This window comes from Streptomyces sp. CB00455, assembly GCF_001905445.1.
Classification (GTDB): Bacteria; Actinomycetota; Actinomycetes; order Streptomycetales; family Streptomycetaceae; genus Streptomyces.
The window spans coordinates 883,606-899,481 of sequence record NZ_LIVQ01000001.1; the positions used below are offsets into that span (position 1 = coordinate 883,606).

Sequence of the window (15,876 nt, forward strand, 5' to 3'; positions counted from 1 at the left end):
GTCACCCGCACGGACGACCGGGCGGCGTCCGGTCGCGCGCGTCCTCAGCCGCGGCGGACGAGGGGGAAGGGGAGGGTCTCGCGGATCGTCAGGCCCGTGAGGAACATGACCAGGCGGTCCACGCCGATGCCCAGGCCGCCGGTCGGTGGCATGGCGTACTCCAGGGCGTCCAGGAAGTCGTCGTCGAGTTCCATGGCCTCCGGGTCGCCGCCCGCGGCGAGCAGTGACTGGGCGGTGAGGCGGCGGCGCTGTTCGACCGGGTCGGTCAGTTCCGAGTAGGCGGTGCCCAGTTCGGTGCCGAAGGCGACCAGGTCCCAGCGTTCGGCCAGACGCGGGTCCTTGCGGTGCTGGCGGGTGAGCGGGGAGACGTCGGTCGGGAAGTCCTTGTAGAAGGTGGGCAGCTGGGTGCGTTCCTCCACCAGCCGTTCGTACATCTCCAGCACCACGTCGCCGCGGCTGTTCTCGGGGGTGTGCGGCACCCCGGCCCGGTCGCACAGACGGCGCAGCCGGGTTTCGGGGGTGTCGGCGTCGACCTCTTCGCCGAGGGCCTCGCTGATCGCCCCGTACATGGTCTTGACCGGCCAGGGCCCGGAGATGTCGTGGACGACGAGCCGGCCGTCGGGCCCCGCCTTGTGGGCGAGGGGCGAGCCGAAGGCGGCGGTGGCGGCGCCCTGGATCAGTTCGCGCGTGAGGTCGAGCATCACGTCGTAGTCGGCGAACGCCTGGTAGGCCTCCAGCATCGTGAATTCGGGGTTGTGCTTGTAGGAGACGCCTTCGTTGCGGAAGGTGCGGCCCATCTCGAAGACCTTCTCCATGCCGCCGACGCAGAGCCGTTTGAGGTACAGCTCGGGGGCGATGCGCAGGTAGAGGTCGAGGTCGTAGGCGTTGATGTGGGTGCGGAAGGGGCGGGCGTTGGCGCCGCCGTGGATCTGCTGGAGCATCGGGGTCTCGACCTCCAGGTAGCCGCGCTCCAGCAGCCCCTGGCGCAGGGCCTGCACGGCGGTCGAACGGGCCCGCACGACGTCCCGTGCCCCGGGGCTCGCGACGAGGTCGAGGTAGCGGCGCCGGACGCGGGCCTCGGGGTCGGCCAGTCCTTTGCGCTTGTCGGGCAGGGGGCGCAGGCATTTGCCGGTGAGCTGCCAGGACCGGACGACGAGGGACGCTTCGCCGCTCTTGCTGGCGCCGGCCTCGCCGCTGGCGATCACGTGGTCGCCGAAGTCGACCTGCGCGGTGAAGGCCGCCAGGACCTCGGAGCCGGCCTCTTCCCTGGTGAGCATCAGCTGTGTGTCCCCGGACCAGTCGCGCAGGACGGCGAAGACCACGCCGCCCAGGTCGCGCACGATCATGACGCGTCCGGCGAGGGTGGCCGTCTGTCCGGTGCGGGCGCCGGGCGCCAGGTCCGGGTGGGCGGCCCTCAGCTCGGCCGCGGTGTGGGTGCGCGGGCGGATGCCGACGGGGTAGGGGTCGGTCCCGGAGGCCCGGATGCGTTCGAGCTTGGCGTGGCGCACGCGCACCTGCTCGGGCAGGCGCTCCTGGCGGGCGGCCGCGCCCTCCTTCCCGGTGTCCAGGTTCAGGGAGTCGATGGAGGGCAGCCCCGCGGTGCTCGCGGGGTTGGTCAGACCCCCGGCGTGGCCCTTGCCCCACAGTGTGCGCAGGCTGGGTACGGAGACGAAGCCTTCGGCGATGCCGGAGGCGAGGCTGACCCGGGCGAGCGAGCCGGCGTCCTGGTAGCAGAGGAACCGCGGGTACCACTCGGGGCCGTACTTGACGTTCGAGCGGTAGAGCGCCTCCAGCTGCCACCAGCGGGAGAAGAAGAGGAGCAGTTTGCGCCACAGTTTGAGGACGGGGCCCGCGCCGATCCGGCCGCCCTCCTCGAAGGCGGACCGGAAGACGGCGAAGTTCAGGGAGATCCGGCGCACGCCGAGGGCCGGGGCGGCGGCGCAGAGCTCGGCCACCATGAACTCCATGACGCCGTTGGGGGCGGCGCGGTCGCGGCGCATCAGGTCGAGGGAGATGCCGTCCTTGCCCCAGGGGACGAAGGAGAGCAGGGCGATCAGCTCGCCCCGGGCGTCGAGGGCTTCCACCAGCAGGCAGTCGCCGTCGGCGGGGTCGCCGAGCCGGTCGAGGGCCATGGAGAAGCCGCGTTCCGTCTCGGTGTCGCGCCATGTGTCGGCGCGGTCGACGATGGTCCGCATCTCCTCTTCGGTGAGGGTGCGGTGGCGGCGGATGACGGTGGTGGCGCCGGTGCGCCGGACGCGGTTGACGGCCTGGCGGGTGACGCGCATGTCGCGGCCGTCGAGGTCGAAGTGGGCGACCTGGAGGATGGCCTCGTCGCCGAGCTGGAGGGCGCTCAGTCCGGAGCGGGCGTAGGCGGTGGCGCCTTCCTCGGAGGCGCCCATGACGGCGGGCTGCCAGCCGTGGCGGCGGGCCACGGCCAGCCACGCGTTGATGGCGGGGGTCCAGGCGGCGGGGTCGCCCACCGGGTCGCCGCTGGCGAGGCAGACGCCGGCTTCGACGCGGTAGGTGACGGCGGCCATGCCGTTGGGGGCGAAGACGACGGCCTTGTCGCGCCGGGTGGCGAAGTAGCCGAGGGAGTCGCCCCGGCCGTAGGCGCCGAGGAGGGCGCGGATGCGGGGCTCCTCGTCGCCGTGCAGGGCCGCGGTCAGGCGCTGCGAGCGGAAGAGGGTCATCGCGGCGTTCAGCAGGGCGACGGCGCCGAAGAGGCCGAGCAGGAAGTAGAGCGGGCGGGCCGGGCGGCCGTCGAACTGCCGGGCGGAGAACAGGCCGCCGAAGACCTGTTTGGCGGCCCAGTCCAGCCACTGGCCCTTGGGCAGGGTGCCGGGGAAGAGGGCGACGAGGCCCCAGCCGACGAGGACGGCCGCGAGCAGCCCGATGCCGAGCACGAGCATGGCCCGCCACAGGGCTCCGGGACGGGAGGCGGCGTAGAACTCGCCCCGGGCGGCGATGAGGACGGCCGTGGCGGCCACCGCCAGGGCCATGGAGGGGACGCCGGTCCAGTAGTCCCCGACGCCCATCGTCAGTACGTCGACGAGCATCAGCAGGGCCAGATAGGTGACGACGATCCACCAGGCGACCTTCTTGCGGGTACCGAGGGCCGCGGCGAGCAGGAAGAGGAAGACGGCGTAGGCGAGGTTCGCGCTGACCGGGACGACGATGTCGTCGAGGAAGCGCACGACGGGCCGCAGGAGCCGCCGCAGTCCCGGGGAGAGTGCCAGCAGGGCGCAGAGCAGGCCCAGCGTTCCGAAGAACGCGGCGAAACCGTCGGGCACCCGGTTCAGGAAGCGGTTCCGGGTTCCGCGCGTCTCCTCCACGGTGGCACTCATGGTTCGCACTGTAGGGAGGCCCGCGCGGGTGCGCGCGCCGAGCCCGATAGCCTCGGGAGGGTGACTGAGCACGGGAACACGGGATTCGAGCGCGGTACGGACGGTCCGAAGGTGATCCTGGCCGGGGTCGACGGGTCGGAGTCCTCGCTGCGGGCGGCGGCCTACGCGGCGGGACTGGCCCGGAGGCAGAACGCGCTGCTGGCGCTGGTGTACGTCCAGCCGGTGATGCCGGCGGGGGCCTCGCTGGGCGTGCCGGTGGCCGACACCACCGGGGAGATCGCCGCGGGCCTGGTGGCGGAGATCCGCGAGTCGGCGGAGCGGCTCAAGGGGATATACGAGGTCCGCTGGCAGTTCCACACCTTCCGCGGCGACCCGTACGCGGGTCTGGTGAGCGCCGCGGAGGAGCTGACGGCGGACGCGGTGGTGGTCGGCGCGTCCGAGCAGGCGGGGCACCGCATCGTGGGCTCGGTGGCGATCCGCCTGGTCAAGGCGGGCCGCTGGCCGGTGACCGTGGTTCCGTAGGGCCGGCGCCGGGGCCCGGGCGTCTCCCGGGTTACTTGGCCATGGTCAGGCCGTCCTTGGCCGCGCCGCGGCCGAGCACGGCCTCGCCGATGGCGTCCTGGGCGGTCTCGTACTCGCTCTGGTCGGGGTCCTTGGCGAGGGCGGCGGGAAGGTTGACGACCCGGCCGCTGGACAGGTCCATCATCTGCGGGACGAATTCGGCCCTGGTGACCTGCCAGCGCTGTCCCGCGGCGGCCGGCGGGGCGAAGGTGAAGCGGCCGATCGAGCCGTAGTTGCCGCGCAGGTCCCGCGCGCCCGAGTGGTTGAACATCTCGCCGGCGACCTGGTCGCCCATGCCGTAGACGATCCAGGTCCCGTTGACCTTCTCGTAAGCCTGGGGGATGTGCGCGTGCGTGCCCAGGATCATGTCGATGTCCGGGCGCCCGCCGGTCTGCGAGGCGGTGAGGGCCTTGCCGAGGGAGAGCTGGGTCTCATCCGGCTCGGTCTGCCATTCCGTGCCCCAGTGCACACTGACCAGGACCACGTCGGCGCCCGCCTTCCGGGCGGCGCGCGCATCGGCGATGATCTTGTCCTGCTTCATCGGGTTGACGGCCCAGGGCTGCCCCTCCGGCAGGGGGTAGCCGTTGGTGTCGTAGGTGTACGCCAGGTGCGCGACCTTGGCGGAGCCCGCACCGTACGTCGTCACCGTCGCCGCCTCGGCGGCCGTGCGGGCCGATCCTGCGTGTTTGAGGCCGACCTTGTCGAAGCGGTCGAGGGTGCGGCGCACTCCCTCGCGCCCGTCGTCCAGGGTGTGGTTCGAGGCCGTGGAGCAGCCGTCGTACCCGGCGTCCTTCAGCGCGTCGGCGACGCTGGGCGGGGAGACGAAGGCGGGGTAGCCGGAGAAGGGGCCGTCCTCGTCCCCGTAGATGGTCTCCATGTGGCAGAGCGCCAGGTCCGCTCCGGAGACCAGCGGCTTGACGCCCGAGAACATCGGCCGGAAGTCGTGCCCGTCGCCCGGCGGGTCCCCGTCCGCGCTGTCGGCCGCGTCGTCGGCCGCCCGCTGGATGACCGAGGTGTGCGGCAGCACGTCACCGCTCGCGACCAGCGTGAACCCCTTGCCCGCGGGAGAGCCCGCCGTGCTCGCGGAGGCCGGGCTGCCGGACTGCGCGAGGCGGGCGGGGGCAGGCCGCCCGGCGGCCGTGCAGCCGGCCGCCGCCGCCAGCAGGAGGGCCGACAGGAGGGCGACGGCCTGCGGGGGGCGCTTGGTCATCTCAGCCGGCTCCCATCGGTACGACTATCCGATCTTCAATCCATATGACCAGACGTCGGAAGTCAAGGAACGGGTCCGGCGACGATCCGTCAGGCGGGCGCGCACCACCCGGACGGCTCCCTGCCGTTCGCCGCGCCGTTCGACCGTTCACCGCCCCGGCCGTCCGCCCACCGGATGAGCCGGGTGGTTGGGCGCACCGGCGGGACCGGACGGTTCCCGGGCGGCCCGGTGCAGGTCAGGGTGGATGCGTCCCCTCCCCGACGGACCTCCGCACCCCCGGAAGGAGCCCACCGTGCCGCTCTCCCCGACCCTCCGGCGTACGCATCCCGAAGCACTGGCCGAACTCCAGCGCGACCACGGGCGGGCCCTGTTCGGTCTCCTGCTGGGGCTGACCGCCGGGGACGCCCAGCGCGCGGAGGACCTCGTGCAGGAGACCCTCGTACGGGTCTGGCAGCACCCCGACGTACTCACGAGCGGGCACGACTCCCTGCGGCCCTGGCTCTTCACGGTGGCCCGGCGACTCGCGATCGACGCACGCAGGGCCCGCCTGTCCAGGCCGCACGAGGTGGGTGCGGAGGGGCTGGAACACCTCCCGGCCCCCGAGGACGCGGTCGCCGGCTCGGTCGCCGCCATCGATGTCCGGCGGGCCGTCGGATCCCTCGGCGCGGAGCACCGCGAGGTGCTGGTGCAGGTCTACTTCCGCGACCGCTCGGTGGCCGAGGCCGCAGCGGTGCTGGGGATTCCGGCCGGGACGGTCAAGTCCCGCACGCACTACGCCCTGCGCGCCCTGCGCAAGGACCTCCAGGGGTACGGGTACGGCCTCGGCGCCTGACCCGGTGCGCGCGGACGGGATCGGAGAAGGCCTCGAATGGGCGCGGACCGGACACCAAGCGCATCGAATTCGGTATCGGACCGTTCAAGTTGAGTAAACATCCCCCGCCCGTCGAGCCGCTCGGTGAAGGCTCTGGACTGACGACGGGACGCTCGACGCGCGGGAGAAGGTGGAACGGTGCAGCCCGAGGGTACGAACGGCACCAGTGACGGCGGGCTCGCGGTGCCCATGGCCTGGCTGTACGCCGAGTACATCGCGGACGAACTGCTGCGCACGGGCCGGCTGATCCCGGTCAGCACCCTGGAGTTCCGGGCCGGACGCGACACGCTCGCGCTGACGATCTACCTCTCGGACGCGGCCGGGGAACTCTCGGGGATCCGGGTCGTCTCCCAGCTCGACGAGTGGCTCTCGCTGACCGCGTACGGCCACCCCTGGCGGGACTGGGTGCACACGCGCTTCCTCGCGCTGGACGAACAGGCCCGGGAGCGCGGCCGCGCAGGAGAACCGGACCTGGAACTGGCCCGGGCGGCCTGGCGCTGGCTGGACGGCACCGAACTGTTCGCCACCAATCTCGACCCCGGACGGCACGGCCGGGCCGACACCCCGCCGGGGCTGGACGAGAACGCGCGCGTCTGGACCCCGGCCTGGCAGCTCGGTCTGCCGCTGGGCCACTTGGCCATGCACCTGTTCTGAGGACCGGCCCCGGACCGGTCCGCCAGCCGGGGGCCGGTCCACCCGGAGCGGGGTCCACCCGGAGCGGGGTCTACTCAGAGCCAGGCCTACTCAGATCCGGTCCGACCGGAACCGGTCCAATCGGGTCGGCGGGGGCCCGGGTCCTCGGCCGGGTCCGTCACCAGCCCGGTGAAGTCCTGCTCGTTGCGCTCGGCCCGGGTGACGTACCAGCGGGCGGTCAGCCACATCACCGGGTACACCAGCACCCCGAGGGCCAGCCAGACCAGCGGCCCGGACCCGGTGCGCGGCAGGAGCAGCACCAGCGGCAGCGTGCCGACCAGCAGGGCGAGCGCGGCCAGCGCCCCCATCGCGGCCCGCAGCTGGCTGCGCATCAGGGCCCGCAGGTAGGTGGCGCCCAGCGTGGTCTGCTCGGTGATCTCGGAACAGGCCGGTGTGTGCGCGGGCGGCCGGCGGCGTGCCGCCCGGGGGAGCCCGGTGACGACCTCGCGCCGGGGCGGCGGCTGCTGCTCCTCGGCCATGGCCTGGGAGTCTACGCAGCGCCGCCGGACCGGGCGAGGCGCGGAACCGGCTATTTGAGGAGGCGGGAGAGGCGGCGGTCGGCGAGCGGCTTCCCGCCGGTCTGGCAGGTGGGGCAGTACTCCAGCGAGGAGTCGGCGAAGGACACGGAGCGGACGGTGTCCCCGCACACGGGACACGGCTCCCCCGCCCGCCCGTGGACCCGCAGTCCGCTCTTCTTCTCGGCCTTGAGCTTCCCCGCGGCCACCCCGTGCGCCCGCTCGACGGCCTCGCGCAGGGTGTCCTGGACGGCCGCGTAGAGCTGGGTGACCTGCTCCCCGTCGAAGGAAGCGGCCAGTTTGAAGGGGGAGACCCGGGCCCGGTGCAGGATCTCGTCGCTGTAGGCGTTGCCGATCCCGGCGATGACGCCTTGGTCGCGCAGGACGCCCTTGATCTGCCGGCGCTCCCCCGCGAGGAGGGCCGCGAAGGCGTCCCGGTCGAAGGACGCGTCGAGCGGGTCGGGGCCGAGGCGGGCGATGCCGGGGACCTCCTGCGGGTCGCGCACCACGTACACCGCGAGGCGTTTTTGGGTGCCCGCCTCGGTGAGGTCGAACCCGCCGCCGCCCCGGAGCGCGACGCGCAGCGCGAGCGGGCCCTTGCCGGGACGCGGCGGCTGCTCGGGGAGGGCGTCCTGCCAGCGCAGCCAGCCGGCCCGGGCCAGATGGGTGACGAGGTGGAGCCCGCCGATCCGCAGGGCCAGGAACTTGCCGTGGCGGGCGGTCTCCCCGGCGGTCTGCCCTTCGAGGGCCGTCAGGGGCGGGTCGTAGGTCTTCAGCACGCTCACGGCGACGGGCAGGACGCGCTCGACCACCCGCCCCGTGAGGTGCTCGTCGAGGTACTCCCGCAGGGCCTCGACCTCGGGCAGCTCAGGCATGGTCCCAGCCTGCCCCCGCCTGCGGCGCGGCGCGAGTGCTGCCGCTCCGCCCGGGGCCGCCCGGACGTGCGCTCAGAGGGCAGGGGGCAGAGGGCAGGGGCAGGGGGCAGGGGGCAGGGGGCAGGGGGCAGGGGGCAGGGGGCAGAGGGCAAGGGACAGGAGGGCAAGGGGCAGGAGGGGCGGGGGTCAGCCCAGGACGAACTCGCACCACACGCACTTGCCGCTCCCCCGCGGCTCCACGCCCCACACGTCCGCCAGCCGGTCCACCAGCATCAGGCCCCGCCCCGAGACCCCCGCCCCGCCCGCGTCGCGCCGCCGCGGCAGGGCGCTGGAGCGGTCCGCCACCTCCACCCGGAGGCGCCGTTCGTGGCCGGTGAGCACCCGCAAGGTCACGATCGCCGGGCCGTCGGTGTGCATCATGGCATTGACGATCAGCTCGTCGGCGACCAGCTCGATCTCATCCGCCCGTTCCCGCGCGCCCCACGCCCGCACCGCTGCGCCGATCATGTGGCGAGCCGCCACCAGGGCTTCCGGGTCGCCCGGCGCCACGTGCTGCTGGAGGCGTCCGCCGCCCTGCGGGACGTCCTCGGCGCGGCGGCGCAGCAGGAGCAGGGCCATGTCGTCGTCCCCGCCCCGCTCGTCGACGATCCCGCACAGCCGGTCGGCGAGGAGCTGGAGGTCGGCCGGGCCGCTGCGGATCAGCGAGGTGAGGAGCCGGATCCCGTCGTCGAGATCGGCGCCGGGCTGCTCGACGAGGCCGTCCGTGCACAACAGGATCGTCTCCCCCGGATCCAGTTCGACCGTCGTCACCGGGTACTCCAGGCGGCCGAACTCCGCCGAGAGGCCCAGCGGCATCCCGCCCTGCACCGCCAGTCTGCGGCAGTCGCCGTCCCTGGTGCGCAGGAGCGGGTCGATGTGGCCCGCCCGGACCAGCTGGAGCACTCCCGTGGCCAGGTCGGCCTCCGCATAGGTGCAGGTGGCGAAGCGGTCGGTGTCGAGTTCGTGGAGGAACACCGAGGCGCGGGCCATGACCGTGCCGGGCGAATGGCCCTCGGCCGCGTAGGCGCGCAGGACGATGCGCAGCTGGCCCATGACCGCAGCCGCGTGGGTGTCGTGGCCCTGGACGTCGCCGATGACCGCGCCGACCCGGCCGCCCGGCAGCGGGATCACGTCGTACCAGTCGCCTCCGATGTCCTGGCCCATCCGGGCCGAGCGGTAGCGTACGGCGATCTCCGCGCCCGGCACCGAGGGGATCCGCCGCGGCAGCATGGCCTGCTGGAGGCCCTCGGCGAGGTCGTGCTCCTGCTCCAGCAGCATGGCCCGCTGCAGGCTCTGCGCGATGCTGCTGCCCAGCGCGACGAGCAGGTTGCGCTCGTCCTGGGTGAAGCCGTCCTTGTCCTGGTAGAGCAGCCCGATCGCACCGATGGGGCGGGCCTGGGCGATCAGCGGCAGATAGGCGGCCGCCGAGATCGCCATGTACGAGATCTTCTCCCACAGGGAGGGGTAGTCCCGGGCGAACTCCTCGGCGGAGTCGAGGAAGCGGGGCTGGAGCGAGCGGACGACCTCGCTCATCGGGTACTGCTCGTCCACGCGGGTGTAACGGGTGCCGGGGACGAAGCTGCCCTCGGGCCCTTCGGCGACGAGGTGGATCCGCCCGGCCTCGACGAGGCCCATCACCATGCCCATCGAGCCGAGGCGTTCCAGGCCGTGGGCGTCGCCGAGGGCGTCGATGACGTCCTGCACGGTCCGGGCGTGGGCGAGGGCGGCGGTGGTGCTCTCGACGACCGAGGTCTGGCGGCGGCGTTCCTCGTCGAGGCCGAGGCGTTCCGCCGAGTGGCTGAGCTCCTCGGTGGCGTCCCGCACGATACCGATGATCCGGTACGGGCGCCCGTCCGGGCCGCGCATGATGCGGCCCTGGGTGTGCGTCCAGCGCAGCCGGCCGTCGCGGCGGCGGATGCGGAAGTAGGCGCCGTAGTTGTCCTCGCTGCTCTTGAGGGCGCTGGACACGAGGGCGTCGAGGCGGGTGGCCTCGGCGGGCGGAACCCGCGGGGAGAGGGATTCGGGGCGGCCGTCGTACTCGTGGGGGGCGGTGTCGAAGACGTCCAGCGCTGCCGCGTCCATGTGCATGAGGCCGGTGACCAGGTCCCAGTCGAAACTGCCCATGCGGTTCAGTGCGAGCGACCGGTCCGGGTGGGCGGGCCAGTCGTCCGGCAGGGATACGGTGCTCGGCACCGGTCCACCATGACACACGGACCGGTCAGGCGCTCTCCCGTGTGTGGCCGGGGTCGGAGGGCGGCGGCTGCTGTTGGTCCGGTACGGCGTGCGGGTCCGCGGGGCCGTACGGGTCGTCCGGCAGCGGCAGCGGGCCGTCGGGCGGCGGCAGCGCCGGATCGCCCGGGATCTGTGACGGGTCGAAGGGGACGCCGGAGGGGATGTCCGACGGGACGTCCATAGGGGCATCCAGGGGGGCGTCCGGCGGCAGGTCGGTCGGCACGTCGGAGGGCGGCTGCTGCGGAGGCAGGGCGGGGGGCGGCGGCACGCCCGGGCGCTGCGGCCGGGGCTCGCCGGGCGCCGGGGGTGAGGGCTGCCCGGACGGTACGCAGTCCGCGGCGGGGGGCGGGGAGGTCGCGGCGCCGTCGGGGGTGGCCGGGGGCGCGGTGCGGGCGAGGCTGTTGCTGTCGGGGGTGGGGCAGGGGTCGGCCGGCTCGGTCCCGGGCGGGGTGAGGGGGCCTTCGGGGATGCCGTCCGCCGGGTCGTAAGGGGGCGCCGTCTGCGGAGGCCGGTCCTGGGCGCCGTCGTCGCCCCGCTTGCGCTCGATCCAGGTGTTGTCGGCGATGTTGACGATGACCAGGTTGTTGATCACCTGGCTGGTGGGTTCGATGACGACGACCTGGTTGGGCTGGTAGCCGTTCCACGGCTCGCCCTTGTGCACCGGGGAACCCTTGGGGGCGCGGGGCGGTAGCAGCGGGTTGCCGCAGGCGCAGCGGACCCGCGGCATCCCGTGCTCGTCGACGAGGACGGCGGTGCCGGCCTGCAGGACGGACTGGAAGCTCTCGGCCCTCCCGTCGCGGAAGCCGTGGCTGGTGACCCGGGTGTCGGCCCGCAGCACGACGGGGGTCAGGCCCCGCAGGAATTCGGGGATCTTCGCCTGTTCGATGTCGGAGGCCTGGGCGAAGGCCCGGGCCTTGGCGTTGTCGGCGGTCAGGTAGCCGACCTGCTGCTCCACGTCGCAGCTGCCGAGCCGCTCGGTGCCGCCGTACAGGCCGGGGGTGGCCGCGTTGACGGTGCGGATGCCCTGCCCGGTGGGATTGGGCAGCGGGGGCTGTACGGGGGCGGACTCGCCGGTGGCCGAGGAGGCGGTGAAAGGCGCGGGACCCGCCGAGGCCACCGGCTGGAGGTGGACCTCCTGGCTCTCCGCCCCCGCACTCCCCCGGTTCTCCTCGGGGCCGCCGCAGGCCGCGGCGAAGAGGCCGAGGACGGCGAAGAGGGCGGCGCCGGCCGGTGCGTGACGACGCGGCGCCTGACGAGGAGTCGGAGGTGTCGGTGCGTGCACGTGTGTCTCCCTTTTCGCCCCGGTTGCTTCCTCTTGTCTGCCGCATCCGCGCGAGAGCCGCAACCGGAGAAATTCTTGAACATGTTCAAAGCACCTCGTAGAGTGGCGTCTGTGAGTTGAACGCGTTCAAAGCATCGGCAGCACTGGAGGGGAGTGTGCGGTGACGGCATTGGTGAACGTGATCGTGACCCTGGGCATGCTCTGCGTCGTCCCGGCCGGACTGCGCCTGATCGACCCGCTCGGTTTCCGCCGGACGGCCCGGCTGTGGCCGCTGCCCGCCGCACTGGGCGCCCTGTGCCTGTGGCTGCCCCGGGGAGCGCCCGCCACGGCGCTCGCCGCCGTCTACGCGGCGGCCTGCCTGACCCTCGCGGCGCGGGCCCCCGGCGTCCTGCTGCGGCGGCGCCGGCCCGCCGGCGCTGCCCCCGGTGGCGCCTCGGCCGCCCGGACCGGGAGGACCGGCTTCAGGACCGGCTCCGCGGCGGGCGGGGCGGACACCCCGGGCCCGGCGCGGCTCGCGGTGGCCACCGCGCTGGTCTCGCCGTCGGTCGCCGGGACCGCCCTGGTCGCCGAGCGGGCCGGCCGCCGGCTCTTCGGCTTCGACCTCGACGTCCTGGCCCTCACCGTGCCCCACTTCCACTTCGCCGGGTTCGCGGCCGCCCTGGTCGCCGGGCTGGTGTGCCGGTCGGCCGCGCCGGGGCCGGTCCCGCGCTGGGCGGCGTACAGCGTCCCGGCCGGCACCCTGCTCGTACTGCTCGGCTACTTCGTCGACGACTGGGCCGAACTGGCGGGCGCGGTGGTCCTGACCGGCGGCATGTGGGCCGTGGCCCTGACGACCTGGCGGGAGATCCGGCCCCGCGCCCGGCGCGACCGCACCACCAGGACGCTGCTCGCGACCTCGGCGGTGATCCTGGTGGCCACCATGCTGGGCGCCCTGTGGTGGGCGCTCGGTGAGGCCACCGGGATCGTGCACCCCACCCTGACCTGGATGGCCGCGACCCACGGCCTCGGCAACGCCCTCGGCTTCGCCCTCTGCTCGGTGCTGGCCTGGGGCCGGCTGACCCGCGGACCCGGCGGACCGGGCACCGCCGACCTGCCGGACCGCCGAACTGCTGAACCACTGCACTGCCCCACCGCCGCACCGCCGAGCAGTCGAACCGCCGACCGACAGGAGACCACACCATGACCCGCCTCACCAGCGCCGGCCGGGACACCCTCACCTACCCCGACCGGGGCGCCACCGCCCGGCAGCCGCTGCCGGGCGGCTACAACCACCTGAACCACCGCGCCCGTATCGGACACGGCCGGGCCGCCTTCGAGGCCGCCGGAGCCGCGGTGACCACCTTCCACGCCCACCGCGCCTCGGGGATGCTCGTGCGGGCCGGCTACGGAGCCGTCCGCCCCGGCGCCCGCGTCGAAGTGGGGATCGGCCTGGGCCCGCTCGCGATCACCGTGCCGTGCCGGGTGATCTGGACGGCGTACGGGCCCGCGCGCACCGGTTTCGCCTACGGGACGCTGTCCGGGCACCCCGAGAGCGGCGAGGAGTCCTTCGTCGTGGACCTCGACGCCGACGGCGCGGTGTGGTTCACGGTGACCGCCTTCAGCCGCCCCGCCTGCTGGTACACCCGGCTCGCCGGCCCGGTCGTCCCCTTCCTCCAGCTGCGCTACGCCCGCCGGCTGACCCGCCGCCTGCGCAGGCTGGCGAACGCCGCCTGACCGGTCCGATACTGGAGGCGATGGACTGGTTCACGGCGCCCGGCTACTGGCCGGCCCGGCTGGTGTTCCAGCGGGCCCTCGCCGGCGTCTACCTCTTCGCCTTCATCGGTGCCGCCCTGCAGTTCCGGGCCCTGATCGGAGCGCGGGGCATGCTGCCCGTGCCGCACTACGTGCGGTACGTGCCCTTCCGGCGCGCCCCGAGCCTCTTCCAACTGCGCTACGGCGACGGGCTCTTCGCCGCGTGTGCCTGGACAGGGGCGGCGCTGGCCGCCGCGCTGGCGGCCGGGGCCGGCGACGCGGTACCGGCCGGCGCGGCGATGGCGATGTGGGCCATGCTGTGGCTGCTCTACCTCTCCATCGTGAACGTGGGCCAGACCTGGTATTCCTTCGGCTGGGAGTCGCTCCTGCTGGAGGTGGGCTTCCTCGCCGTCTTCCTCGGCAACGCGCGGACCGGACCGCCGGTGCTGGTGCTCTGGCTGCTGCGCTGGGTGCTCTTCCGGGTGGAGTTCGGTGCCGGGCTGATCAAGATCCGCGGGGACTCCTGCTGGCGTCGGCTCACCTGCCTCTACCACCACCACGAGACGCAGCCGATGCCGGGACCGCTGAGCTGGTTCTTCCACCACCTGCCGAAGCCGCTGCACCGGGTGGAGTGCGCGGCGAACCACGTGACGCAACTGGTGGTCCCGCTGTTCCTCTTCACCCCGCAGCCGGTGGCCTCGTACGCCGCCGGCGTCATCGTGGCGACGCAGCTGTGGCTGGTGCTGTCGGGCAACTTCGCCTGGCTGAACTGGCTGACGATCACACTGGCCCTGTCGGCCGTGGACTTCACCCGGTTCGCGGGCGAGCCGCCGGCCGCCGCCTCGCGCCCGGCGCCGGTGTGGTTCGTGGTCCTGGTCTGCGCGGTCACCGTGCTGGTGCTGGTGCTCAGCCGGCACCCGGTGCTGAACATGGTGTCGCGCCGCCAGGTGATGAACCGCTCCTTCGACCCGCTCCACCTGGTCAACACCTACGGGGCGTTCGGCACCGTGAGCCGGGTCCGCGAGGAGGTGGTGGTGGAGGGCACCGCCGACCGGGCGCCCCGCGCGGACGGGGACTGGCGGGAGTACGGCTTCCGGGGGAAGCCGGGGGAAGTGGGCCGCCTCCCGCGCCAGTTCGCCCCGTACCATCTGCGCCTGGACTGGCTGATGTGGTTCGCGGCGCTCTCCCCCGGCTACGCGCGGGACTGGTTCGGTCCGCTGGTGGAGCGGCTGCTGGCGGGCGACCGGGACACGCTGCGGCTGATCCGCCACAACCCCTTCCCGGATGCGCCGCCCCGCTACGTCCGCGCCCTGCTGTACCGCTACCGGTTCACCACCTGGCGGGAGCTGCGCGAGACGGGTGCCTGGTGGCACCGCACGCTGGTGCGCGAGTACCTGCCGCCCACCCGTCTCGGCGGCGCGGCCCGGTCAGAGCCCGAGTAGCGCGGCCTCCCGCTGCGGGTCGAGGCCCGGCGCCGGCCGGTCGGGGCGTTGCGGGGCGCTCCCGCCCAGGGTCTGGAGCCAGGCCCAGGTGTCGGCGACGGTCTCCTCCACGGGGCGGCAGGTGAGGCCCGCCGCCACGGCCTTGGACACGTCGCCGCCGTGCATGAAGTCGTGCGGCTCGCCGGCCGGGATCCAGACCGGCAGCTCGGTCCAGGGTTGCACGCCGGCTTCCTGGATCGGCTCCGGGGCGGTCCAGCGCAGTTGGGCGGCGTTGCCGGTGGTGGACGCGCAGGCGTCGAGGAGGCTGCCCATCGTGGCGTGCCCTGCGGGGGAGACCACGTTGTAGGCGCCGCCGAGGCCTGCTGCGGCGGCGTCGAGGGTCCAGCGGGCGAGGTCGCGGACGTCGATGTACTGGAGGGGCAGTTCGCGCGGGCCGGGGGCGAGCACCGGGCCGCCGCGGGCGGTGCGGTTCAGCCACCAGGGCAGCCGGCCGACGTTCTCGTACGGGCCGAGGATCAGTCCGGCGCGCACCAGCAGGGCGCGGTCGCCGAAGGCGTCGAGGGCGGCGAGTTCCGCGCCGCGCTTGTCCTCGGCGTAGGCGACGGCCCCGGCGTCGGGCGAGCCCTCCACGAGCGGGCCGTCCTCGTCGAGGCCCGCGGGGGCGGGGTAGGCGTAGACCGAGCGGCTGGAGACGTAGACGTAGCCGCCGGTCCTTTCGCGCAGGAGGCGGGTGCTGTCGCGCACGGCCGTGGGGGCGCCGCCCCAGGTGTCGACGACGAGGTCCCACGTGCCGTGGGCGAGGGCGTCCAGGCCGCCGGGCGTGGTGCGGTCCCCGTGCAGGGCCGAGGTGCCGGGCGGCGGAGCGTGGTGGCCGCGGTGGAAGACGGTCACCTCCCAACCCCGGTCGAGGGCGTCTTCGGTGAGCGCGCGGCCGACGAATTCGGTTCCGCCGAGCATCAGCAGTTTCATGCGGTTCAGCGTGCCGGGGCGGCCGGGACGGCGGAAGCCGTGATCGCCGTCAGCGATGACGCCCAGAGCGTACGGGTTGCGGGAACCGGGCAGGGCCCCCCGGCCCCTGTGG

At 73.9% G+C, this 15,876-nt stretch carries 13 protein-coding genes; 6 read left to right on the plus strand and 7 right to left on the minus strand.

Annotation, left to right across the window (positions count from 1 at the left end):
- Positions 1-44: 44 nt before the first annotated feature.
- Positions 45-3,344, minus strand: a complete 3,300-nt coding sequence (gene lysX / locus AMK16_RS04075) for a bifunctional lysylphosphatidylglycerol synthetase/lysine--tRNA ligase LysX (protein WP_073908602.1) — start codon at positions 3,342-3,344, stop codon at positions 45-47.
- 60 nt (positions 3,345-3,404) lie between these two features.
- On the opposite strand from lysX, the gene AMK16_RS04080 reads away from it, so the two are divergent.
- Positions 3,405-3,866, plus strand: a complete 462-nt coding sequence (locus AMK16_RS04080; protein ID WP_073908605.1) for a universal stress protein — start codon at positions 3,405-3,407, stop codon at positions 3,864-3,866.
- 31 nt (positions 3,867-3,897) lie between these two features.
- Here AMK16_RS04080 and AMK16_RS04085 read toward each other — a convergent pair whose 3' ends face one another.
- On the minus strand, positions 3,898-5,115 hold the full coding sequence (locus AMK16_RS04085; RefSeq protein ID WP_073908607.1) for a CapA family protein: 1,218 nt from the start codon (positions 5,113-5,115) through the stop codon (positions 3,898-3,900).
- 292 nt (positions 5,116-5,407) lie between these two features.
- On the opposite strand from AMK16_RS04085, the gene AMK16_RS04090 reads away from it, so the two are divergent.
- A complete protein-coding gene (locus AMK16_RS04090) occupies positions 5,408-5,947 on the plus strand; it encodes a sigma-70 family RNA polymerase sigma factor (protein ID WP_073908609.1) in 540 nt (179 codons plus the stop codon).
- Between the two features lie 228 nt (positions 5,948-6,175).
- Complete coding sequence (locus tag AMK16_RS04095; protein ID WP_073910421.1) at positions 6,176-6,640, plus strand: hypothetical protein; 465 nt, start codon at positions 6,176-6,178, stop codon at positions 6,638-6,640.
- A gap of 86 nt (positions 6,641-6,726) precedes the next feature.
- Here the strand turns inward: AMK16_RS04095 and AMK16_RS04100 are convergent, their stop codons facing one another.
- The 4 genes from AMK16_RS04100 to AMK16_RS04115 form a co-directional block, all read right to left on the minus strand.
- Positions 6,727-7,158: a hypothetical protein gene (locus tag AMK16_RS04100; RefSeq protein WP_073908612.1), complete on the minus strand. Its 432-nt coding sequence runs from the start codon at positions 7,156-7,158 to the stop codon at positions 6,727-6,729.
- A 50-nt stretch (positions 7,159-7,208) separates the two neighbouring features.
- Positions 7,209-8,069 carry an Fpg/Nei family DNA glycosylase gene (locus tag AMK16_RS04105; protein ID WP_073908615.1) on the minus strand — a complete coding sequence of 287 codons (861 nt, stop codon included), beginning with the start codon at positions 8,067-8,069 and terminating at the stop codon, positions 7,209-7,211.
- Between the two features lie 186 nt (positions 8,070-8,255).
- On the minus strand, positions 8,256-10,319 hold the full coding sequence (locus AMK16_RS04110; protein WP_073908618.1) for a SpoIIE family protein phosphatase: 2,064 nt from the start codon (positions 10,317-10,319) through the stop codon (positions 8,256-8,258).
- Positions 10,320-10,326: 7 nt separating this feature from the next.
- Entirely contained in the window at positions 10,327-11,622 is a 1,296-nt protein-coding gene (locus AMK16_RS04115; RefSeq protein ID WP_199885336.1) for a DUF6777 domain-containing protein, read from the minus strand.
- 160 nt (positions 11,623-11,782) lie between these two features.
- Here AMK16_RS04115 and AMK16_RS04120 point away from each other — a divergent pair, with 160 nt between their 5' ends.
- From AMK16_RS04120 to AMK16_RS04130, 3 genes are read left to right on the plus strand one after another with little or no spacing between them, the layout of a single operon-like run.
- On the plus strand, positions 11,783-12,805 hold the full coding sequence (locus tag AMK16_RS04120) for a YndJ family protein (RefSeq protein WP_079191303.1): 1,023 nt from the start codon (positions 11,783-11,785) through the stop codon (positions 12,803-12,805).
- Positions 12,802-13,335 carry a DUF1990 family protein gene (locus tag AMK16_RS04125; RefSeq protein ID WP_073908621.1) on the plus strand — a complete coding sequence of 178 codons (534 nt, stop codon included), beginning with the start codon at positions 12,802-12,804 and terminating at the stop codon, positions 13,333-13,335. Before AMK16_RS04120 ends, AMK16_RS04125 begins: the two co-directional genes overlap by 4 nt.
- 20 nt (positions 13,336-13,355) lie before the next feature.
- Positions 13,356-14,795 (plus strand): lipase maturation factor family protein, encoded by a 1,440-nt coding sequence (locus AMK16_RS04130; protein ID WP_073908624.1) that lies wholly within the window; start codon positions 13,356-13,358, stop codon positions 14,793-14,795.
- Here AMK16_RS04130 and AMK16_RS04135 read toward each other — a convergent pair.
- Positions 14,781-15,764: an NAD-dependent epimerase/dehydratase family protein gene (locus AMK16_RS04135; RefSeq protein WP_073908627.1), complete on the minus strand. Its 984-nt coding sequence runs from the start codon at positions 15,762-15,764 to the stop codon at positions 14,781-14,783. The two genes, AMK16_RS04130 and AMK16_RS04135, sit on opposite strands and share 15 nt — an antisense overlap.
- Positions 15,765-15,876 lie beyond the last annotated feature (112 nt).